Source organism: Roseovarius sp. B08, assembly GCF_051417955.1.
In the GTDB taxonomy this organism is placed as follows: domain Bacteria; phylum Pseudomonadota; class Alphaproteobacteria; order Rhodobacterales; family Rhodobacteraceae; genus Roseovarius.
On sequence record NZ_JBPRLW010000001.1, the window covers coordinates 3,507,945 to 3,528,627 of the forward strand.

Below are 20,683 nucleotides of genomic sequence, written 5' to 3' on the forward strand. Positions count from 1 at the left end.
GACCACCGCGAACCGAGCAGGCCCAGAAAATGAATCTCGCCGCCGCCATACTTGGCCGTACCGCCAAAGCTGTCATCACGCTTTTGCTGGTCGTTGTGCTGAATTTCTTCCTAATCCATGCCGCCCCCGGTGACCCGGCCATGGTCATGGCAGGCGAGGCAGGCGCTGCAGACGAACAATTCATCCAGCAACTGCGCAGACAGTTCGGGCTGGATCAGCCGCTCTACGTACAGTTCTGGAATTACGTCTCGGGCGTAGTCCAGCTTGACCTGGGCTACTCCTACCGTCAGCAGATGCCCGTGTTGGACCTGATACTAGACCGGTTGCCCGCCACGCTTTTGTTGACCATGACCGCCTTTGGCATGTCTCTGCTTCTCGGGGTCTTGTTCGGCCTTGCCGCCGCCGCCCGTCAGGGCAAATGGAGCGATACCGCGATCACCACCATGGCATTGCTCTTTTATGCGACACCGCTTTTCTGGGTGGCGCTGATGGCCGTCGTGCTCTTCTCGGTTCATCTGGGCTGGTTTCCGGCCTTCGGATACGAAACCGTGGGCGCCGAATACACCGGCATGACCGCGGTGCTGGATCGGCTGGAACACCTCTTCCTGCCAGCGCTGACTTTGGGGCTGTTCTTCATGGCGGTGTACCTGCGGATGACCCGATCGTCGGTTCTCGAAGTCAGCCAGATGGATTTCGTCAAGACCGCCCGCGCGAAGGGTCTGCGGGAGGGAACCATCCGGCGGCGTCATATACTGCGCAACGCGCTGTTACCCGTCGTGACTCTGGCCGGTTTGCAGGCCGGGCAACTGGTGGGCGGTGCCGTTCTGACCGAAACCGTGTTCGCGTGGCCCGGCATCGGCCGCCTCATGTTCGAGAGCCTTACCGCGCGGGACTACAACACGCTTCTCGGCGTGTTCCTCGTCTCGGCGGCAATGGTCATCGCCTTCAACATCATCACCGATATCGTGTATCGGCTGATTGATCCGCGGATCTGAGGAGACACGCATGGTAGATTTCCTCAAGAGGTTTTCCCGCAACCGCGGCGCGGTGATCGGAGCGGTGATCCTGAGCTGCGTCGTTCTCTTGGCCATCTTCGCGCCGCTGATTTACCCGGAAAGCCCGTGGAAGATGGTGCAACGCCCTTTCCTCGAACCGTTCAGCACCGAGGGCTTTCCTCTGGGCACCGATACATTGGGCCGCGACGTGGCGGCAGGTCTTGTGCATGGCGCGCGCGTGTCACTGATCGTGGGGCTGGTGTCGACCCTCGTGGCGCTGTTGATCGGCGTGCCGCTGGGGGCGTTCGCGGGCTTCTATGGGGGGGTGGTCGATGACGGGGCCATGCGCTTTACCGAATTTTTCCAGACCATCCCGAACTTTGCGCTCGCCATTGTCCTGGTCGCGATCCTGGAACCGACGCTGCCGACGATAACGCTGGCCATCGCTATCGTCAGTTGGCCGCCCGTCGCGCGCCTCGTGCGGGCCGAAGTGCTGTCCCTGCGCAAACGTGAATTTGTCGATGCCGCCCGGCTCGCGGGGCTGTCCAACGGTCGTATCCTCTTCGGGCATATCCTGCCGAATGCGATGTCGCCGATCATCGTAATGGCCTCATTGATGGTGGCGACGGCAATCCTGCTGGAAAGCTCGTTGTCGTTCCTCGGGCTGGGGGACCCGAACATCATGAGCTGGGGCTACATGATCGGCGCGGCGCGCACGGTGATCCGCTCGGCCTGGTGGCTGAGCTTCATTCCGGGTGTGGCGATCCTGCTGACGGTTCTGGCTCTGAACCTGATTGGCGAGGGGCTGAACGACGCTTTGAACCCCGGCTGGCACGGAAGGGACGCTGAGATGGAGACCGTATTGTCGATCCGCGATCTGGCGATATCGCTTCCGCCTGGGGCCGACCGCGACCATGCCGTTCAGAAGGTGGGCTTCGATCTGAAGTCCGGTGAGATCCTTTGTGTCGTGGGTGAATCCGGATCGGGCAAATCCATGACCGCCAACGCTCTCATGGGGCTGCTGCCCGATCAGGTTGAGGTCGCTCAGGGCTCTGCCCTATTCGAAGGGCGCGACCTGCTGGCCATGCCGGACAATGAGCGGCGCCAGCTGCGCGGTGACCGGATCGGCATGATCTTCCAGGAACCGATGACGGCTCTCAACCCCTGATGCGGATCGGAGACCAGATCACCGAGGTCTTCGAGGCGCATAACCGCCACAGCCCGTCCGAGCGGCGCACCAAGGCGCTGGCCCTTGTCCACGAAGTAGGGCTGCCCGACCCCGAGAAGATCATTCGCGCCTACCCGTTCCAATTGTCGGGCGGTCAACGTCAACGTGCCATGATCGCCATGGCATTGGCCCTCGATCCGGCGATCCTGATCGCGGACGAGCCGACGACCGCTCTGGATGTGACCACGCAGGCAAAGATCCTCGACCTGATCAAGACCATCCAGTCCCGGCATGGCATGGCGGTGATGTTCATCACCCATGATTTCGGCGTCGTCGCCGAAATCGCCGACCGGGTCATCGTCATGCGCCATGGCGAGATCGTCGAGCAAGGCGAGGCGCGCGAGGTTCTGGACAACCCGCAGCACGCCTATACCAAGGCCCTGCTGGAGGCGATCCCGTCCGATCACGTCCCGACGCCGGAGCCGGTACGCGCGACGCCCGTGCTGGAGGTGCGCAACCTGTGCAAGACCTTTGTCACCTCGGGCGGTCTGTTCAAGGCCGCACGCAGCGTTACCGCAATCGACGATGTCTCCTTCACCCTTTCGCGCGGCGAGGTGCTGGGCATCGTCGGAGAATCCGGCTCGGGAAAGTCGACCGTGGGCCGTGCAATCGTACGGCTTGTAAAGGCCGACAGCGGCGAAGTCATCCTGGACGGACAGGACATGAACAGCCTCACGTCAGAGGAACTGCGCCGCGCGCGCCGGCGCGTGCAGATGATCTTCCAGGATCCCTATGCCTCGCTCAATCCGCGCAAGAAGATCCTGCACGCACTCTCCGAAGGTCCCATCGTGCAAGGCGTTCCCAAACATAAAGCCCATGCGCGCGCACGGGAACTTCTGGAAATCGTCGAACTGGATGCCGGCGCCGCCGACCGCTATCCGCACGAGTTTTCGGGCGGGCAGCGACAGCGCATCGGGATTGCCCGGGCCCTGGCCATGGATCCCGACCTTATCATCGCTGACGAGGCCGTATCCGCGCTCGACGTGTCCATCCAGGCCCAGGTGCTTGACCTGTTGCGAGACTTGCAAAGCCGACTGAACCTTTCCCTGATGTTCATCACCCATGACATGCGCGTGGCGGCGCAGCTTTGCGACAGGGTGGCCGTGATGCAAAAGGGCAAGCTGGTGGAAATCGGCCCGGTAGCCGAGGTCTTTCTCGATCCCAGGGAGGACTACACGCGTAGCCTTCTGGCGGCTGTGCCCGGCACGAAATGGGACCGACAATTGGCATGAGCGATCCTTGACGCGATGATGCGATTTATCCCAACCATCTTCAAAACCTCGCGGGCTTGGTCTTCAAGGTTCACAGTTCGAGGCTTCTATTTCTGGATGCCGCACCGTTCCAGGTAAATGAGTTCTTCATCGTTTCAGCTTACATGAGCTTCCCCCGGGGAGGAGCGGGGGAAGCTTGGCGGGCGGCAGGGCCCGCGCAGGCGCGCATCGGGGGACAGGCGCGCCTTTTCAGCTGGACTTGAGGAAGCCCAGGATATCCTCGTTGATCTTGCCGGCAATCGTTGCCGCCATACCGTGCGGTGCCCCGTCATAGACTTTGAGCGTCGCGTTCGGCATGATCTCGGCCGTCCGCGCCGCGGAGGCCTTGAAGGGGACGACCTGATCGTCGCTGCCATGCATCACCAGCGTCGGCAATTGGATCGCCTTCAGATCCTCGGTAAAGTCGGTCTCGGAGAAGGCCTTGATGCAATCGTAATGCGCCTTGGCGCTGCCCTGCATTCCCTGCCGCCACCAGTTGCGGATCAGTCCTTCGCTGACCTCCGCACCGGGTCGGTTGAAGCCGTAGAAGGGGCCCGCTGCCACGTCGAGGTAGAATTGCGGCCGGTTCGCCAAAAGCGCCTCGCGGAAACCGTCGAACACCTCCAGCGGCGTGCCGTCGGGGTTGCCGTCCTTCTTCACCATCACCGGCGGCACGGCTCCGATGAGCACCAGTTTCGAGACACGCCCGGGCTTGGCGCGGGCGACGTAGTGCACGACCTCGCCACCGCCGGTGGAATGGCCCACATGCACGGCTGCCTTCAGGTCCAGCGCGTCGGCCAGGGCGATGACATCGGCGGCATAGGTGTCCATCTCGTTGCCGGTTTCCGTCTGGTCCGAGCGCCCGTGCCCGCGCCGATCGAAAGCGATCACGCGAAAGCCCTTGTCTAGGAAATAGAGCATCTGGGCGTCCCATTCGTCGGCCGTCAGGGGCCAGCCGTGGTGGAACACGATGGGTTGCGCATCACGCGGGCCCCAATCGCGGTAGAAGATCTGCGTGCCGTCATCGGCGGAGATATAGGTCATGGTCTGTGGTCCTGTGTTGGAGGGTGATGTTTCGGCCCGCAGGCCGGAGGCGGTCAGGCAAGGCGTGCTCGCCGCAATCAGCAGACCCGCGCCGCCGGCAATCGCACTGCGCCGGGTCATGTGGAACGAGTCAGAACCGGACATGGCGCTTGCCCGATATGACGATCTGGCACGGCTCGGATCCGGGCAAGTTACATGCGCGGTCGGCTTGAGGGTAGCTGCCGGAGAAACTGTCGACGTTGACGATCCACGTGGCGATGGAAACCGCCGCTACAGAGATCAGGAACAGGATTACGATCCACGAAAGAATGGATTTCACGTTAATACGGGACATTGTCTGGCTCCATTGCCGGGTTGAATTCCCCGCATAAGATTTCTGGGTGAACGGGCTGGAGGTTCACGCGGCGAGACCAGCCCGCCGCATGAGCTTGCTAGGTCAGCTTCCGCCGGAGGCACGGGCGGCCTGATCGATCACGTCGGCAACTTCGCCGGGCTTGGTCAGGAAGACCACATGGCTGGCGGGCACCTCGACCGAAACGGCGCCGATCCGGTCGGCGGTGTGACGCAGCAGTTTCGGGTCGATGGCCTTGTCCTCGGTCGCGATCACGGCCCAGCTCGGCTTGTCCTTCCAGGCGGCATGCTTCACGGGCGTTCCGAAGATATCCATGTTGATCGGCACTTGGCTATCGCGGAGGAAGGCGGCGTCTGCATCAGTAGTGTCGCCGGCAAAGCCCGTCTTGAATTCCTCGAGGTTGACGAAGCCGAAACCGTCCTCGCCGGTTTCGATGATGAACTCGGGCGGCGCGGGGATGTCGGCGAACTGATCGCCCGTGGTCTCTCCCACATCCGGGGCCAGCGCGGAAACGTATACGAGGCCCGCGACGTTGGGGTTGATGCCCGCCTCGGTGATGACCGTGCCGCCGTAGGAATGCCCGACGAGGATCGACGGACCGTCCTGACGGTCTAGGATGCGGTCGGTTGCGGCCACGTCGTCCTGCAGGGAGGTCAGGGGGTTCTGAACGATGCTGACACGATAGCCCCGCGCGGTAAGGATATCGTACACGCCGCGCCAGCCCGAACCGTCCGCAAAGGCGCCGTGGACGAGGACGACGGATTTGACCCGCTGTTCCGCGGGAATCGTTTCCTGCGCGCTTGCGCTGGCGGTGATGGTCGCGGCGGCGGCAGCGGCGGCGACGGCAGTCCTGAGTTTCTTGGACATTTAAAGTTCCTTTGTTCGATATTTCGAGAGATCCATAAAGGCCGTGGGAGGGCGGCTTTCCGGAACGATTGCTGGATTGCTTCCCCGTCGCAGGCGTCAGCAGGGTAGCGTTTTTTCTTTGACGGGTGCTTGCAACTTTGCCGTAGAATTTGGCGTAGACGTTGCATGATGGTCGGGATTTGGCGTGTTCAGGAAAAAGAAACACGTCCTATATGGAAGATTATTTCATCATCGGATCGCCCGAATCGGGGCTGATCCCGGTAAGCAATTGCGCGGTCTACTCCTTTCGTCCGGTTGGTGCGTGACCGTAAATTAAGCTTTTGACGCCATTTTGATAATCGGGATAGATTGAGATGTTGAATTACGAAAATCGGGACAATCAAAGCTCTAAGCTGTCGGACTTCGATGCCGCCCTCGCAATCAGGCACAGAAGCCGGTTTCGGGCCGCGGCACGCCGCCAGGTCTCGGACACCTCACCATACTTCTCTGCAGAAGCCGTGTATCAACCCTAAGCGCCTTACGCCTGTGAGTTGACATGCCTACCCTGTATTGCCGAGACCGGATATGACTTTGATTTCGTTCAGAACTTCATCGACGCCGACACCTGACTTGAGCGACGTGAAAATGAAGGGGCGCCCCTGCCGCATCCGCGCAGCGTCCTCTCGCATCACGTCCAGCGACGCGCCTACGTGCGGTGCGAGGTCCGTCTTGTTGATCACCAGCAGGTCGGATCGTGTTATCGCCGGGCCGCCCTTGCGCGGTATCTCCTCGCCCGCCGCAGTGTCGATCACGTAGACCGTCAGATCGGCCAGTTCCGGGCTGAACGTGGCGGACAGGTTGTCGCCGCCCGACTCGATCAACACCACCTCGACATCCGGATGGCGGTCGCGCATTTCGGCGACAGCGGCCAGGTTTATCGATGCGTCTTCGCGGATTGCCGTGTGCGGACAGCCTCCAGTTTCGACTCCGATGATCCGGTCCGAGGGCAGGATCTGCATCCGCACCAGCGCGTCGGCATCTTCCTGAGTGTAAATGTCGTTGGTGATCACGCCGATCGAATACGTGTCCTTCATCCGCTCTGACAGACGGGCGGTCAACGTGGTCTTGCCCGCGCCAACCGGACCGCCAATTCCGATGCGCAGGGGACCGTTCATCCTGGTCATGAGTGAAAAAGCCTTGGTTCGAGGGTCTCATGCCGCATCGACGCGATGTCGGACAGGAATGCGTTGCTGAAGATGTCGTTGATGTCTGCGCCCCGTGTCTCTTCTTCGACGCGTAGGATGTCATCCTGAAGCGCAGTCAGAACGCGCTGCCCTTCCGTCTGGCCGAGCGGCATCAGGCGCAGGGCGGCGGAAACGAGGTTGGACACGAAAGATTGCAGGTAGAGCAGCACGCAGGCGTCGATGTCGAGCTTCATCAGATGCGCCGCGCGTCCCGTTGCAACCGGCAAGGCAAGCTGAGGGAGCTCGAGCCCCCAGACGGCGTTGGTTGTATTCACGAAAGCGGCTCCCTGCCTAACTGTCTCGGACAGACGTTCGGCGGAGGGCGCGAAGGCGCGAAGTTGCGCGTCGATCTCGTTCACGTCGCCGGGCCCCGCGGCGAGCCGCAGCCAGATCGCGTCCGTGCGGCCCGCGCCTTCGCTCAGGCAGGTGCGCAGCCATGCCTGCAAGGTGACGGCATCCGTGATCTGTCCATCACGAACGGCTTGTTCTATCCCGTGCGACCAGGCGAAGGCGCCAATGGGATATGCCGGGGACAGCCACTGAGCCAGTGTCAATAGCCGGGCATCAGTGCGCATGGGCCGTCGCTCCGTGTTCGTGGCTGTGGGTCCGGCCATGGCCATAGGCGCCGCCCTGGGGTTTGAAGGGTTCGGTGACCGGCGTCATGGTCGCACCCAGATGGGCCAGCATATGCGCGATCACCGGATCATCGCGGATCAAAAGCCTGTCCGCCTCCACCTGGCAGGGTGTGTGCCGGTTGCCGATATGCCAAGCCAAGCGCGCCAGATCGGGCCCCGACGCTGCCAACAGTGCCTCCGGGGCCGCGGCGATGCGCACAAGCCGCCCATCGGTGGTTTCCAGGGCGTCTCCGTCATTTAACGACACCGTCTGTTCGAAATCGGCCACAAGCGACCAACCTTGATCCACGGTAAGCTTGCGGCGTCGGAAAAAACGGTCTTCGTAGGTCAGCGCACACAGCGCCGCCTCACCGGTCCAGGTGCCGGCCTCGTGCAGTTTCTGGGCGATCGGAAGGTGTGTCATGGCGTTCAATACAGGAAATAGCGCTGCGCCATGGGCAACTCGCTGGCCGGTTCACAGGTCAGCAATTCGCCGTTGGCGCGCACTTCGTAGGTTTCGGGGTTCACGTCGATCTCCGGGCAAGCATCGTTGAGCTTCAGGTCGGCCTTGCCGATGCCGCGGGTTTTCTGAACGGGCAGCGTCTGCTTGGCGAGCCCAAGGCTGTCTCCGATGCCCGCATCCGCGGCAGCTGCCGAAACGAAGGTCACCGCCGAGGCTTCGACGGCGCGACCGAAGGCGCCGAACATGGGGCGTGTGTAAACCGGTTGTGGCGTCGGGATCGAGGCGTTGGGGTCGCCCATCTGCGCACAGGCGATCGACCCGCCGATCAGAACCATCTCGGGCTTCACTCCGAAGAACGCCGGATGCCACAGCACCAGATCGGCCCTCTTGCCTTCCTCGACGGAGCCGATATGGCCCGAGAGGCCGTGCGCGATGGCCGGATTGATCGTGTACTTGGCGACATAACGACGGACCCGCAGATTGTCGTTCTCGCCGGTCTCCTCGGACAGGCGACCGCGTTGTTTCTTCATCTTGTCCGCCGTCTGCCACGTGCGGATGATCACCTCTCCGACACGACCCATGGCCTGGCTGTCCGATGCGATGATGCTGAACGCTCCCATGTCGTGCAGGATATCCTCGGCGGCGATGGTCTCGCGCCGGATGCGGCTTTCGGCAAAGGCGATATCCTCGGGGATCGACTTGTCGAGGTGGTGGCAGACCATCAGCATGTCCAGATGCTCTTCCAGCGTGTTCACCGTGAAGGGCCGCGTCGGGTTGGTCGAGGAGGGCAAGACGTTTTCCTGCCCGCAGATCTTGATGATATCGGGTGCGTGCCCGCCACCCGCGCCCTCGGTATGGAAGGCATGGATCGTCCTGCCTTTCATCGCCGCCACGGTGTTTTCCACGAAGCCCGACTCGTTGAGCGTGTCCGTGTGGATCATCACCTGCACATCCATCGCGTCCGCGACGGACAGGCAACAGTCGATGGCCGCCGGGGTCGTGCCCCAGTCCTCGTGCAGTTTTAGCGCGCAGGCCCCCGCGATAACCTGCTCTTCCAGCGCCGCCGGCAGCGACGCGTTTCCTTTTCCCGCGAAGGCCAGGTTCATCGGAAAGGCATCGGCGGCCTGCAACATCCGCCCGAGATGCCACGGCCCCGGCGTGCAGGTGGTGGCGAGCGTACCGTGCGCCGGCCCCGTACCACCGCCCAGCATCGTCGTCAGTCCCGAATGCAACGCGTCCTCGATCTGTTGCGGACAGATGAAATGGATATGACTGTCGAAACCGCCTGCCGTCAGGATGCGGCATTCGCCTGCAATGACCTCGGTTCCGGGGCCGATGATGATGTCGACGCCCGGCTGGGTGTCGGGGTTGCCGGCCTTGCCGATCTTAAAGATGGTGCCGTCCTTCAGACCGACATCCGCCTTGTAGATGCCGGTGTAGTCCAGGATCAGGGCATTCGTGATCACGGTATCCACCGCGCCTTCGGACCGGGTGGCCTGAGACTGCCCCATGCCGTCCCGGATAACCTTGCCACCGCCGAATTTGACCTCCTCGCCGTAAAGGGTGGCGTTGTCTCCGGTACCGCCCGTCGTGGCTGCACCCGCGTTCAGGGCCGTCAAGTCGCGTTCGACCTCGATGATCAGATCAGTGTCGGCCAGCCGCACCTTGTCGCCGGTCGTGGGACCGAACATGGCGGCATAATCCGAGCGAGAGATACTGGTGGGCATAAGCTTACCTTCTCTTCGGACCGCGTTTGGCGAGGCGGCGGGCGTTGGCACGGGTTTTCTGCCGGACGGGCTTCATCGCGGCGGCGATGATCCGGGACGGGTCACCACCGCGAAAGGCAGCGGTGTTGGCATCGAGCATCGAGCGCGTCAATGCCGCCGCCTTTTCGGACATCATGCGGTGGTTTTCGGACGGTGTGACCGCCCACAGCCCGGCCATGCCCCAGAGCCGCATGGCGATGACGGCATAGGCCTCGGCCATGATCATCCCGGCTTCGAGCGCGTTCGACCAAGCATTCATTGCGTCGGATGTGCGACCCATCATAGCTCTCCCATGACCTGCTGGTTGAATCCGAATATTTGGCGCTCCCCCGAGATGGGGATCAACTGCACCTCGCGGCGCTGGCCCGGCTCGAACCGCACGGCAGTACCCGCGGCGATGTCCAGACGGTGGCCACGGGCGGCGTCACGATCGAAATCAAGCGCCGGGTTCGTCTCGGCAAAGTGGTAGTGGCTGCCTACCTGAACGGGCCGGTCGCCTGTATTCGCGACCTCCAACGTGATAGCCTGACGGTCAGCGTTTAACTCCAGTGCGCCTTCTGCGGCAAAAATTTCTCCGGGTATCATCGCCTCATCCCCCCATGACCAGCGCAGACCCGCCAATGGCGACCGCCAGCCCGGCCCCACGTGACAGCAAAGCGCCGCCCGACCGGCCCAGTGCCCAGCCGGCGGCGGCGCCCAGCGCGTGCAGCACCCCCGTCGCGACGACGAAACCCGCAACGTAGGCCAGCGCCCCCGCGCTGCCGATCTCGGCGCCGTGCGCGTGACCGTGAAAGAGCCCCATCGCCGCCACGATCGTCACGGCCGCAGGCAATGGTAGCCGCGCCGCCAGCGCGATCAACAGCCCAAGCAAAAGTACCGACGCGAGGATCATCGGCTCGACCAGGGGCAGCGGCACACCGCCCAGTGACATCACGAACCCACCGGCCATCGCGCCCACAAATCCCGCCGGCAATGCCCAGAAGGCCCGTCCGCCAAGGCTGGCCGCCCACAGCCCTACCGCAACCATCGCCATAATATGGTCGGCCCCGAATACCGGATGCGAGAAACCCGCCGCGAAAGAGCCGTGTTCACCCGGATCGAGATGGGCAAGTGCCGGGCCGGCAGCCAGCAAGGCAGGAACTAGGGTAAGGGCGAGGCGTCGCATGGATTATGTCTCCTATCGGGTCAGCGGATGGGATTGTGAACGGTGACAAGCTTGGTGCCGTCGGGAAAGGTAGCCTCGACCTGAACCTCATGGATCATTTCAGGTACCCCTTGCATGCATTGACCGCGCGAGACCACTTCAGCCCCGGCCGCCATCATGTCTGCGACAGATCGGCCGTCCCGCGCGCCCTCCACGACCGCATCGGTGATCAGGGCAATCGCTTCGGGGTAGTTCAGCTTCACCCCCGCGCGAGTCGCTTGCGCGCGACTTCTGCCGCCATCGCGACCATCAGCTTGTCCTTTTCTCTTGGCGTAAGTTGCATGTTTCTCAAAGCCTCCAGGATCTTGGCAGTACGGCCCCGGACAATGCCTCAAGCACCGGACACAGCGCCGACCGCAGCATGAAACCATCCCGCCCAAGCAGTCGGACCACGAGTATATCCGGACGAAGCAGGCTGGCCCCTCCGGTTGCCGGCAGAAGCGCGCGCACCTGTTGCAGCAGGGCTTCGGCACGGGGGCCGACATAGAGCGCGCTGGCCATCGCCTGCATCCCGCCTGCGGTCGCGGCCTGACCCAGAAGCGCCTGCACATCGCCCGTCAGCGAAAGGCGGTCTTCATAGACCGGTCGCCCGCCGCGCCGAACGCTGATCCTGTCGAGAAAGGTCGCATCATGGATCACTTCGCGCATGGCGGTACGGCCCAGGACGATCGGCTCGGCCATTAAGAATTCCGCCGCTTTCGCGGACAGGTCGACCTCCAGCCGCCGATCGAGAGTCGCCCCTTCGAAGATCAGCAATTCCTGCGGAAGCCAGCACATCGTCGCCTCTGCCTCTACGGCAATCTTCGTTCTGACGCGCGCCTGCCCGCTGGTGCTGCGATACGCCCGTTCGGCGGCTTGCGTCGTGATCACCAGCCTGCTGCCACGTCCGGCGCGTGCGTCGACGTCGAAACTGTCACCCCCCGTCAGCCCTCCCGACGTGTTCACCACGATGGCCTCAACGGCATCCGTTCGGCGCGGAAAGACAGCCCGTGCGCAGCCCGCGCTGTACAGCCCGTCGATACAACTGGTCCCGTCGCGCATCTTGGAGGACACGCGCAACTGGCCGATCGCCCGGGGAAGGCGCGGTGCGTCGGCGGAGGCCTCGAAGTTCTGAACAAGGTGCATAGGCGCTTTCGCTTACCAGGACGCCGGAACCGAGCACGCACCGCGCCACCTGATCCAGCCCAAGCGTTTCCGGCGGCCACAACGCCCCATCCATGCGCCTATTAATTTTGCGATATTCTTGCGCCTGCCTTTAAAACAGGCGCGCACGAGATGGATTGGCCACACGACAAGCGAGCCTTGAAGCGGTGGAAAAACATCACTTGCCCGCCTGCTTTATTGGCGTGATGATCAAGAAATGAGCGGATTGAAAACTATCATCATTGCTCTGAGCATCCTGCTTGGCGGCCCGGCTGCCGCCGCCACGCTGCCGCAAGTTTTCGCCGGGTGCACCGGGCGCTTTTCCGCAGAGCTTGAACATGCGTGGCTGATGCGGGATGCCAAGTCCGAAGCGCTGGAACGGCGGCGGGCGCGTTTCGAGGACATGCTCGCTTCTGTGACTCCACATGGCATGCGCAGCGTCCTCATGGACCAACGGATAAAGGCCAAAAGCGCGCATGCGCACATTTTGAACCTGGCACAATTCTCTGGCGATCCCGGCATCGCCCGCTGGGCCAGACGCCGCGCCGAAGTCGAGATCGGCTATTGCCAAAGCTTGCTGCTGGACAGCTGATCGTCGCGCACAGAGCGACTGGTCAAAAAACAGGCGAACACCCCGAATCACGCTGAAAAATTGGGCTCCCGCAGCAGGTTTTGGCTCGTTACGCCGCTGCGTCCTCGCCGCAGCGCAGAAGCTTGTGAAAGCACTGTTCCCGACGGACGAATCTTGTCCTGTCGAACGTGCGATGGTGCAGGCCTTGCAATCCAGATCACCACCGCACTCCGCAACAAGTTGCGTGGGGGATATATGGGACATTCGACTTTAGTCCACAAGCACCCTGCGCGTTACGCAAAGGGGACTGAATAAATGTCTAAAAAGCTGTTGAGCACTGTCGCTGCCGTAATGGCTACCGCGCTGCCCGCGATGGCGCAGGACTGCCCAATCAAGGTCGGCGTGCTGCACTCGTTGTCCGGCACCATGGCAATCTCGGAGACCACGCTCAAGGACACCATGGAAATGCTGATCGAGCAGCAAAACGAAAAAGGAGGCGTTCTGGGCTGCCAATTGGAAGCGGTGGTCGTCGATCCTGCCTCTGACTGGCCGCTCTTCGCCGAGAAGGCGCGCGAACTTCTGACCGTACACGAGGTCGACGTGATCTTCGGCAACTGGACGAGCGTCAGCCGCAAGTCGGTTCTGCCCGTCATCGAGGAACTCAACGGCCTGCTGTTCTACCCAGTCCAGTACGAGGGCGAGGAAAGCTCCAAGAACGTGTTCTACACCGGCGCCGCGCCCAACCAGCAGGCGATCCCCGCCACGGATTACTTCCTCGATGAACTGGGCGTCGAAAGCTTCGCGCTACTGGGCACCGATTATGTCTACCCGCGCACCACGAACAACATCCTGGAATCCTACCTTAAATCGAAGGGCATCGCTGACGAGGACATCTTCGTCAACTACACCCCCTTCGGTCACTCCGACTGGTCCAAGATCGTGTCGGACGTCGTGGCGCTCGGCGCAGGTGGCAAGCAGGTGGGCGTGATCTCCACCATCAACGGCGACGCCAACGTGGGCTTCTACAAGGAACTGGCGGCCCAAGGCGTGTCGGCCGATGACATCCCCGTAGTCGCGTTCTCGGTGGGCGAGGAAGAGCTTTCGGGCCTCGACACCTCGAACCTCGTCGGCCACCTGGCGGCATGGAACTACTTCCAGTCCGCCGATACCGACGCCAACGCCGAATGGGTCGAAGCGTGGAAGGCGCGCATGGGCGAGGAACGCGTGACCAACGATCCGATGGAGGCGCATTACATCGGCTTCAACATGTGGGTGAACGCCGCGGAAGAGGCCGGCACCACCGATGTCGACGCGGTCCGCACCGCCATGTACGGGCAGGAATTCCCGAACCTGACCGGCGGCACCGCGGTCATGCTGCCGAACCACCACCTGGCCAAGCCCGTCCTGATCGGCGAGATCCAGGAAGACGGGCAGTTCGACATCATCAGCCAGACCGAAGAAGTCCCGGGCGACGCCTGGACCGACTTCCTGCCGGAATCAGCCGTGCTGAAGTCCGACTGGCAGGAGCTCGAGTGCGGTATGTACAACACCGAGACCGAGACCTGCGTGCAGATCGAGTCGAACTACTGATCTCCTGAGAACCGAAAGGGCGGCCACGCGCCGCCCTTTACCCCCTTCCGATAAGGAGGCCCGTGCATGGCACGCCTGCCGCTGATCCTCGCATTCCTCGTCGCATGTCTGCCCGCAACGGCGCAACAGGCCGACGCACCGATCCAGCAACTCCTGCAGGAACATGCAGACCAGTTGGCCAAGCCATCGCGCACCAAGGTCGCGCCCACCATCGACGCCATCGCATCCAGCGGCCTCCCCGAGGCGCAGACCGTCCTGCGCAAATGGCAGGACAAGGAGCTCTGGCGCAACGTTGAGACCGGCCTTTTCATCTGGGCCGAAGAGATCGACCGCGACACGATCCGCGGCTTCGACTTTGCCGGTGACACGGCCCTGGGCGAGTTGCCCGACGACGACTACGACCAGTCCAAACCCAATTCCGGTGTCCGCAAGATGATCGGCGCCGCGCTGGTCAAGTTCCAGCTGACCGCCGAAGACATCGCCACCCGCCGCACCGCAATCAATAACATCGAGCGTGACGCCGAAGCCTCGCACCTCGCCCCCCTGCGCGAGGCGATCCAGGCCGAGACGAGTCCGACCCTCAAGGCTCGCGCGGAACGGCTCGAACGTCTGCTGACCATCCGTTTCGGTGAAACCGAAGACGAACGCATCGCCGCCATCGAAAGCTTCAAGGGTGACCTGGGCGTCGACCTGCGCGGCGCGCTCAACCCGCTGGTCACAACAGACCTCGAGGCGACCGAAACCGAACCTGAAGGCCCGGAAGTTGCCCGCGTCCTGAAACTGGGCTCCGAAGCCCTGACGCGCGAAGCGGCCTATGACCTTCTGGTCACCGAAGGCTTCGCCAAGCCCCGTATCAGCCGCGCCGACAAGGCTGCAGCACTTGTCGCCAATATAGACGGAGAGGCTGTCGCTGGCATCCAGGTGGCATCCCTCGACACCGAAGACGCACGCGACTTGGCCTACGCCAAGCTGGCCGAGCAAGGCACGGTCGACCCCGTCGCCACAGAGGCCGAGATCGACGAGACGCTGGACCGATACACCTTCTACGAGATCTTCACCGGCGCCCCGCCTGCCGTCGCGATGGCCGCGATGGACGCGCTCAACGGCATCGAGACCCGCGTCGCGGTCAATCAGGCCGCAGACCTCGCCCTCGATGCCATCTCGCTCGGCTCGATCTATTTCCTCGCCGCCATCGGTCTCGCCATCACTTTCGGCGTTATGCGGGTGATCAACATGGCCCATGGCGAATTCATCATGATGGGCGCTTATACCGGCTTCGTCGTGCAGCAGATCATCCCCGATCAGACGCTGTCGGTCATCCTCGCCATCCCGCTGGCCTTTGCCGTGACCTTCGCGGCGGGTGTGGCGATGGAACGGCTGGTCATCCGCTGGCTCTATCACCGCCCGCTGGAAACGCTGCTGGCCACCTTCGGCATCTCCATCGCGCTGCAACAGATCGCCAAGAACATCTTCGGCACGCAGGCCCGCCCGCTGACGGCCCCCGGCTGGCTCGACGGGTCGCTTGTATTCAACGACATCGTTTCAATCAGCTATATCCGCATCGCGATCTTCGTGCTGGCGCTGCTCTTCCTTGCGCTGTTCCTCCTGGTGATGAACCGTACCCGGCTGGGGCTGGAGGTGCGCGCGGTGACGCAGAACCCCGCATGGCGGCCTCTATGGGCATCAACCCCGACCGGATCAACATGCTGACCTTCGGCTTCGGCTCGGGCATCGCGGGCATCGCGGGCGTTGCCATCGGGCTATACGCCAAGGTCACGTCCGAAATGGGCGCGGACTACATCGTGCAAAGCTTCATGACCGTGGTCGTCGGCGGCGTCGGCAACATCTGGGGCACGCTGCTGGGCGCCACGCTGGTCGGCTCGCTTCAGAAAGGCATCGAATGGCTCAACCCCTCGAATACCTTGGCGGCCCAGACCTACATGATCCTCTTCATCATCCTCTTCATACAGTTCCGGCCGCGCGGCATCATCGCGCTCAAGGGCCGGGCGGCGGAGGCCTGACATGACCGACAGCACCCTAACCGGCACCGCCCCGCGCCAGCCCTTGGCTCTGCGCTTTCCGGCGATCCTGATCTTCATGGCCTGCCTCGCGCTCTTTACTGTCGGCGTCACCATCCTGTCCGAGGGGTTCGGCATCGGCGTCATTTCCACCAGCTTCGTCAAGACGCTGGGCAAGACGCTCTGCCTTTGCCTCGTGGCGCTGGCGATGGACCTCGTCTGGGGCTATTGCGGAATCCTGTCGCTCGGGCACATGGCCTTTTTCGGGCTGGGCGGCTACGCCATCGGCATGTGGCTGATGTATGAACGCACCCGCCTTATCGTGGTCGAAAGCATGTCCGCACAAGCACTGCCGCCCACACCCGAACAAATCTCCGACGGCATCGCCAGCCAGATCTTCGGCGTCGTCGGCGCGTCCGAGTTCCCGCCCATCTGGGCGGTCGCCCACTCCCTGCCCTTGCAACTTGCCGCCGTGGTGTTGGTGCCCGGTCTGCTGGCCCTGGTCTTCGGCTGGTTCGCCTTCCGCAGCCGAGTGACGGGCGTGTACCTGTCGATTCTGACGCAGGCGATGACCCTCGCACTCGCCCTCTACCTCTTTCAGAACGACAGCGGGTTGCGCGGCAACAACGGCCTTTCGGGCCTGCAAAACCTGCCCGGCCTCGGCAATGTCCCGCAATCCGTCGTCTCGGTGTGGTTCCTCTGGGCCTCGGCGCTTGCTCTCGCCTTGGGCTTCTGGTTGGCCACATGGGTCGTGTCGGGCAAGTTCGGCTCGGTCCTGCGCGGCATCCGCGATGACGAGGCCCGGGTGCGATTCCTTGGCTATCCGGTCGAGGCGTACAAGCTTTTCGTCTTCACCCTGTCGGCGGTCATCGCCGGCATCGCCGGCGCGCTCTATTACCCGCAGGCCGGCATCATCAACCCGGCGGAACTGGCGCCCATCGCCTCGATCTATCTCGCGGTCTGGGTCGCCATCGGCGGGCGCGGGAGGCTTTACGGGGCAGTCATCGGCGCCGCTTTCGTATCGCTTCTATCCACGTGGTTCACCGGCGGACAGGCCCCGGACATCGTGCTGGGAAGCTGGCGCATCCAGTGGGTCGACTGGTGGACCGTGCTGCTGGGCGTGTCCTTCGTCGCGGTCACGCTCTTTGCGCCCAAGGGCATCGGCGGGCTCTTCGACCTGCTGGCGGATCGCCTGACACCCAACCGCCACGGCGCCGACCTCGGCCCCGACCAGGGCGCTCTGCGCGAACAGGAGGCCGACAAATGAGCCAGCTTCTGGAGGTTTCCGGCGTCTCGGTCAGCTTCGACGGTTTCAAGGCATTGAACAACCTGTCCTTCTCTATCGCCAACAAGGAACTACGCGCCGTCATCGGCCCCAACGGCGCGGGCAAGACCACCTTCATGGACGTGGTCACCGGCAAGACGAAGCCCGACGAAGGCCGCGTGCTCTGGGGCGAGCCGCCCGTCTCTTTGCTGGGCAAATCGGAAAGCACCATCGCCATGGCGGGTGTCGGCCGCAAGTTTCAGCGCCCCACCGTGTTCGAGGACCAGACCGTGTTCGAGAACCTGATGATGGCTCTGCGCAAGCCGCGCTCACCCTTCGCCGTCCTCTTCTTCAAGCCCAGCGCCGAAGACCGCGACCGCGTCGCCGATTTGGCGGGCACGATCGGCCTTGCGCAGGCGCTTCAGCGCAAATCTGGCGAACTCTCGCACGGTCAGAAACAATGGCTGGAGATCGGGATGCTGCTGGCGCAGGAACCGCAGCTTCTGCTGGTCGATGAACCCGCGGCGGGCATGACCACCGCCGAGCGCGAGAAGACCACCGACCTGCTGCGCGAAGCCGCCAGAACCCGCGCCGTCGTCGTCGTCGAACATGACATGGAATTCGTCCGCCGCCTCGGCTGCAAGGTCACGGTGCTGCACGAAGGCTCGGTTTTGGCCGAAGGCTCCATCGACCATGTCACCAAGAATGAAAACGTGATCGAGGTGTATCTTGGCCGATGACATCCTGAGCGTCGAGGGCCTGACCCTCCACTACGGCGGCAGCCAGATCCTGAACGGCATCGACATGGGCGCACGTCTGGGCGAAGTGACTTGCATCATGGGCACCAACGGCGTCGGCAAGACCTCCCTGCTCAAGGCGCTCTCCGGCACTCATCCGCGCTCGGGTGGCACTTATACGCTGGCGGGCGAGACCGTCGGGAAACTCGGCGCCTATGACATGGCACGCCGCGGCATCGGATACGTGCCGCAGGGGCGCGACATCTTCCCGTTCCTGACGGTCGAGGAAAACCTCGAGACCGGCTTCGCCTGCCTGCCGCGCAGCGAACGCCACCTGCGCGACGATATCTTCGACCTCTTTCCGATCCTCAAGGAATTCATGCCCCGGCGCGGCGGAGACCTGTCGGGCGGGCAGCAACAGCAGCTTGCCATCGCCCGCGCGCTCATCACCAAGCCCAAGGTCCTGCTCCTCGATGAGCCGACCGAGGGCATCCAGCCCAACGTGATCCAGCAGATCGGCGAGGCAATCCGCCTGCTGCGGTCCCAGGGCGACATCGCTATCATCCTGGTCGAGCAGTATTTCAGCTTTGCCTTCGACCTCGGCGACCGTTTCTATGTGATCGAACGCGGAGCGGTCAAGCTGAGCGCGGACAGGGATAGCGTGACAAGCGAAGAACTCGCCAGAAGCACTGCCATCTAACCACCCGCAAGGACCGCTTCAATAAACGCGAGGCACGTCAGACGACATGCCTGCGTTTCTTGATGCGGTCCGGCGCGGGCGTTTGCTGTCACGTCGACGTCTGATCTCGAAACAAGCTCGCAAAAGGTCTCGAACGTCACACACCGCCCCGGACAACGCGTCTCGTCAGGGAACGATCTCCAGCTCCGCGATCCTGTCCCCCTCGAGACGGAACAGGTACCGCAGATCGACCGGGCTGCCGGGAAAGTTGCCGACAAGGTGGCTGGTCACGATCGTGCGCTCACCTTCCTCGGTCAGGGAAAACGGCTCGACGGTATAGGTATATTGGGTCGAGGCATTGGCCATCCACTGCCGGATCGCCTCCCGGCCCTTGTACGTATTTCCTTCATCAACGACCACGGCGTCCTCCGTAAAGCACTCCGCTATAGCTTGCGCGTTGCCCTTCTTGTCGGCCGAGAAATACTTGGCGATCACTGTCGGTAGTTCGGGTTTCATGGTCATTCTCCTGTTGTGGTTCAAGGCGCTGCGACCTCTGCCAGTCGCGCTGAAAGCCAATTTAGGACCAGATGAAAATTTAAGAATGTGGATAAATCGATACGTCAAATCCCGAAAATCAGGATAATGCCATTATCCGGAAATTCAGAACAGCGCATACTCGTTTATCCCAGTTATCCAAACCAGACATATCGCCTAGGTTTTCCAGCAAGCAACACTCAGCGATAAATCTGGAGCTCGGATCATGCACGATTTTCTTAACCTGAAAGACAAGCGCGCACTCGTGACCGGGGGCACCCAGGGCGCCGGCGCCGCCACCGTCGAGCTGCTGCGAATGCTCGGCGCGACGGTCCTGACAACCGCGCGCTCGCGCCCGGACCAGATGAATGCAAACGCGTTCGTTGCCGCAGACCTGACGACACCCGCAGGCTGCAAGGCGGTTGCCGATGCGGTCAAGGACGAGCTGGGCGGCATCGACATCGTCGTCCACATGGTCGGCGGGTCGTCCGCGCCGGGCGGCGGATACGCGGCACTCGATGACGATCAATGGCAAAGGGAGCTTGACCTGAACCTGTTCCCGTCGGTTCGGCTCGACCGCTTGCTGGTGCCGCAGATGGTGGCTCAGGGCCACGGCGTCGTCATCCACGTCACCTCGATCCAGCGTCTCCTGCCCCTGCCGGAGGCCACGACAGCCTATGCCGCGGCCAAGGCCGCGCTCTCGGCCTATAGCAAGAGCCTCTCCAAGGAAGTCTCCCCGAAAGGTGTCCGCGTCCTGCGCGTCTCCCCCGGCTGGATCGAGACCGAGGCATCGGTGCGCCTCGCCCAGCGCCTCGCCGAGGAGACGGGGACCGATTACGAAGGCGGCAAGCAGATCATCATGCAGTCGCTCGGCGGCATCCCCATAGGCCGCCCGACCAAACCCGACGAGGTCGCCAGCCTGATCGCCTTTCTGGCCTCGGATCGCGCGGCCACGATCACGGGCACCGAGTACACCATAGACGGTGGAACCGTTCCGACCGTCTGAGCACCTGACCCTTTGCCCGTCGGGCCCCGAAACACCGGCTCCAGGCCGCATGGCCAACGGTGGGCGCGGCATCGTCCACCCCGGTGAACGGTGAAACCACCAATGGTGGTCTGTTGGTTGCGCCCCGCCGCAACC

19 protein-coding genes and 4 pseudogenes are annotated in these 20,683 nt (G+C 62.9%); 10 read left to right on the forward strand and 13 right to left on the reverse strand.

The window, feature by feature from the left end; translation table 11 throughout:
* The first annotated feature begins 29 nt into the window (after nucleotides 1-29).
* The 3 genes and pseudogenes from ACSQ76_RS17825 (at nucleotide 30) to ACSQ76_RS17835 (ending at nucleotide 3,455) form a co-directional block, all read left to right on the forward strand.
* On the forward strand, nucleotides 30-995 hold the full coding sequence (locus tag ACSQ76_RS17825; protein WP_306130042.1) for an ABC transporter permease: 966 nt from the start codon (nucleotides 30-32) through the stop codon (nucleotides 993-995).
* Nucleotides 996-1,005: 10 nt separating this feature from the next.
* Nucleotides 1,006-1,844, forward strand: a pseudogene (locus tag ACSQ76_RS17830) (ABC transporter permease).
* Nucleotide 1,845: 1 nt separating this feature from the next.
* Nucleotides 1,846-3,455, forward strand: a pseudogene (locus ACSQ76_RS17835) (ABC transporter ATP-binding protein).
* 228 nt (nucleotides 3,456-3,683) lie between these two features.
* On the opposite strand, the gene ACSQ76_RS17840 reads toward ACSQ76_RS17835, so the two are convergent.
* The 12 genes and pseudogenes from ACSQ76_RS17840 to ACSQ76_RS17895 form a co-directional block, all read right to left on the reverse strand.
* Nucleotides 3,684-4,661, reverse strand: coding sequence for an alpha/beta fold hydrolase (locus tag ACSQ76_RS17840; protein ID WP_437157604.1), 978 nt, complete (start codon nucleotides 4,659-4,661; stop codon nucleotides 3,684-3,686).
* On the reverse strand, nucleotides 4,648-4,851 hold the full coding sequence (locus ACSQ76_RS17845) for a hypothetical protein (protein WP_437157605.1): 204 nt from the start codon (nucleotides 4,849-4,851) through the stop codon (nucleotides 4,648-4,650). The genes ACSQ76_RS17840 and ACSQ76_RS17845 overlap by 14 nt, the downstream gene beginning before the upstream one ends.
* Nucleotides 4,852-4,953: 102 nt before the next feature.
* Nucleotides 4,954-5,736 carry an alpha/beta fold hydrolase gene (locus ACSQ76_RS17850; protein ID WP_437157606.1) on the reverse strand — a complete coding sequence of 261 codons (783 nt, stop codon included), beginning with the start codon at nucleotides 5,734-5,736 and terminating at the stop codon, nucleotides 4,954-4,956.
* A 539-nt stretch (nucleotides 5,737-6,275) separates the two neighbouring features.
* Nucleotides 6,276-6,899, reverse strand: a complete 624-nt coding sequence (gene ureG, locus ACSQ76_RS17855; RefSeq protein ID WP_437157607.1) for an urease accessory protein UreG — start codon at nucleotides 6,897-6,899, stop codon at nucleotides 6,276-6,278.
* Entirely contained in the window at nucleotides 6,896-7,534 is a 639-nt protein-coding gene (locus tag ACSQ76_RS17860) for an urease accessory protein UreF (RefSeq protein WP_437157608.1), read from the reverse strand. The genes ureG and ACSQ76_RS17860 overlap by 4 nt, the downstream gene beginning before the upstream one ends.
* Nucleotides 7,524-7,997 carry an urease accessory protein UreE gene (locus tag ACSQ76_RS17865; RefSeq protein ID WP_437157609.1) on the reverse strand — a complete coding sequence of 158 codons (474 nt, stop codon included), beginning with the start codon at nucleotides 7,995-7,997 and terminating at the stop codon, nucleotides 7,524-7,526. Before ACSQ76_RS17865 ends, ACSQ76_RS17860 begins: the two co-directional genes overlap by 11 nt.
* 5 nt (nucleotides 7,998-8,002) lie before the next feature.
* Nucleotides 8,003-9,763 carry an urease subunit alpha gene (ureC, locus tag ACSQ76_RS17870; protein WP_437157610.1) on the reverse strand — a complete coding sequence of 587 codons (1,761 nt, stop codon included), beginning with the start codon at nucleotides 9,761-9,763 and terminating at the stop codon, nucleotides 8,003-8,005.
* A gap of 4 nt (nucleotides 9,764-9,767) precedes the next feature.
* Complete coding sequence (locus tag ACSQ76_RS17875) at nucleotides 9,768-10,085, reverse strand: antifreeze protein (protein ID WP_437157611.1); 318 nt, start codon at nucleotides 10,083-10,085, stop codon at nucleotides 9,768-9,770.
* The gene (locus tag ACSQ76_RS17880) at nucleotides 10,082-10,387 is read right to left on the reverse strand and encodes an urease subunit beta (protein ID WP_437157612.1); all 306 of its coding nucleotides are present in this window, start codon (nucleotides 10,385-10,387) and stop codon (nucleotides 10,082-10,084) included. Before ACSQ76_RS17880 ends, ACSQ76_RS17875 begins: the two co-directional genes overlap by 4 nt.
* A gap of 4 nt (nucleotides 10,388-10,391) precedes the next feature.
* Complete coding sequence (locus ACSQ76_RS17885) at nucleotides 10,392-10,967, reverse strand: HupE/UreJ family protein (RefSeq protein ID WP_437157613.1); 576 nt, start codon at nucleotides 10,965-10,967, stop codon at nucleotides 10,392-10,394.
* A 20-nt stretch (nucleotides 10,968-10,987) separates the two neighbouring features.
* Nucleotides 10,988-11,289: pseudogene (locus ACSQ76_RS17890) on the reverse strand (urease subunit gamma).
* A gap of 5 nt (nucleotides 11,290-11,294) precedes the next feature.
* A complete protein-coding gene (locus ACSQ76_RS17895; RefSeq protein WP_437157614.1) occupies nucleotides 11,295-12,131 on the reverse strand; it encodes an urease accessory protein UreD in 837 nt (278 codons plus the stop codon).
* Nucleotides 12,132-12,375: 244 nt separating this feature from the next.
* Between ACSQ76_RS17895 and ACSQ76_RS17900 the strand changes: the two genes are divergently transcribed.
* From ACSQ76_RS17900 to urtE, 6 genes and pseudogenes are all read left to right on the forward strand, one after another.
* Nucleotides 12,376-12,741 (forward strand): hypothetical protein, encoded by a 366-nt coding sequence (locus ACSQ76_RS17900; protein WP_437157615.1) that lies wholly within the window; start codon nucleotides 12,376-12,378, stop codon nucleotides 12,739-12,741.
* Nucleotides 12,742-13,035: 294 nt separating this feature from the next.
* Nucleotides 13,036-14,310 carry an urea ABC transporter substrate-binding protein gene (urtA, locus tag ACSQ76_RS17905; protein WP_306130026.1) on the forward strand — a complete coding sequence of 425 codons (1,275 nt, stop codon included), beginning with the start codon at nucleotides 13,036-13,038 and terminating at the stop codon, nucleotides 14,308-14,310.
* A gap of 66 nt (nucleotides 14,311-14,376) precedes the next feature.
* Nucleotides 14,377-16,331 (forward strand): annotated as a pseudogene (urtB, locus tag ACSQ76_RS17910) (urea ABC transporter permease subunit UrtB).
* A 1-nt stretch (nucleotide 16,332) separates the two neighbouring features.
* Nucleotides 16,333-17,595, forward strand: a complete 1,263-nt coding sequence (gene urtC, locus ACSQ76_RS17915; protein ID WP_437157616.1) for an urea ABC transporter permease subunit UrtC — start codon at nucleotides 16,333-16,335, stop codon at nucleotides 17,593-17,595.
* The gene (gene urtD, locus ACSQ76_RS17920) at nucleotides 17,592-18,332 is read left to right on the forward strand and encodes an urea ABC transporter ATP-binding protein UrtD (RefSeq protein WP_437157617.1); all 741 of its coding nucleotides are present in this window, start codon (nucleotides 17,592-17,594) and stop codon (nucleotides 18,330-18,332) included. The genes urtC and urtD overlap by 4 nt, the downstream gene beginning before the upstream one ends.
* Nucleotide 18,333: 1 nt before the next feature.
* A complete protein-coding gene (gene urtE, locus ACSQ76_RS17925; protein WP_306130079.1) occupies nucleotides 18,334-19,029 on the forward strand; it encodes an urea ABC transporter ATP-binding subunit UrtE in 696 nt (231 codons plus the stop codon).
* A gap of 165 nt (nucleotides 19,030-19,194) precedes the next feature.
* Here the strand turns inward: urtE and ACSQ76_RS17930 are convergent, their stop codons facing one another.
* A complete protein-coding gene (locus ACSQ76_RS17930; RefSeq protein ID WP_306130022.1) occupies nucleotides 19,195-19,524 on the reverse strand; it encodes a nuclear transport factor 2 family protein in 330 nt (109 codons plus the stop codon).
* A 244-nt stretch (nucleotides 19,525-19,768) separates the two neighbouring features.
* Between ACSQ76_RS17930 and ACSQ76_RS17935 the strand changes: the two genes are divergently transcribed.
* Entirely contained in the window at nucleotides 19,769-20,548 is a 780-nt protein-coding gene (locus ACSQ76_RS17935; protein ID WP_437157618.1) for an SDR family oxidoreductase, read from the forward strand.
* Nucleotides 20,549-20,683: the final 135 nt, after the last annotated feature.